The organism is Microbacterium sp. ER1 (genome assembly GCF_023383675.1).
Lineage (GTDB): Bacteria > Actinomycetota > Actinomycetes > Actinomycetales > Microbacteriaceae > Microbacterium.
This window is the reverse complement of record NZ_QCXO01000043.1, coordinates 1-277: the sequence shown is the minus strand read 5'-3', so window position 1 is coordinate 277 and position 277 is coordinate 1. Positions and strand designations below refer to the sequence as shown.

The window sequence follows — 277 nt, the reverse complement described above, 5'->3', positions numbered from 1 at the left end:
CATCAGCGGCAAGGTGTTCAAGGCCGGCAAGGAGATCAAGACCCGCACGGTGACCGAGGCGATCGACAACGGCATCGCGTACGCCACCGAAGACCGCAAGACCTACGGGCTCAACCTTATCGAGGACATCAAGCGCAACATCTCGATGGCGTCCCTCGGCAAGCTCGTCAAGGGCGGTCTGGTCGACGACAACGAAGAGTTCAAGATCGCCAACGAGTACCGCACGAGCATGAACATCAAGGCGCCGACGGTGCTGGCCAAAACCGGGAAGCTCTCC

At 60.3% G+C, this 277-nt stretch carries 1 pseudogene; it reads left to right on the top strand.

The features are described 5' to 3' along the window. Positions 1-277 (top strand): annotated as a pseudogene (locus BV453_RS01685) (ABC transporter ATP-binding protein); the annotation flags it as partial.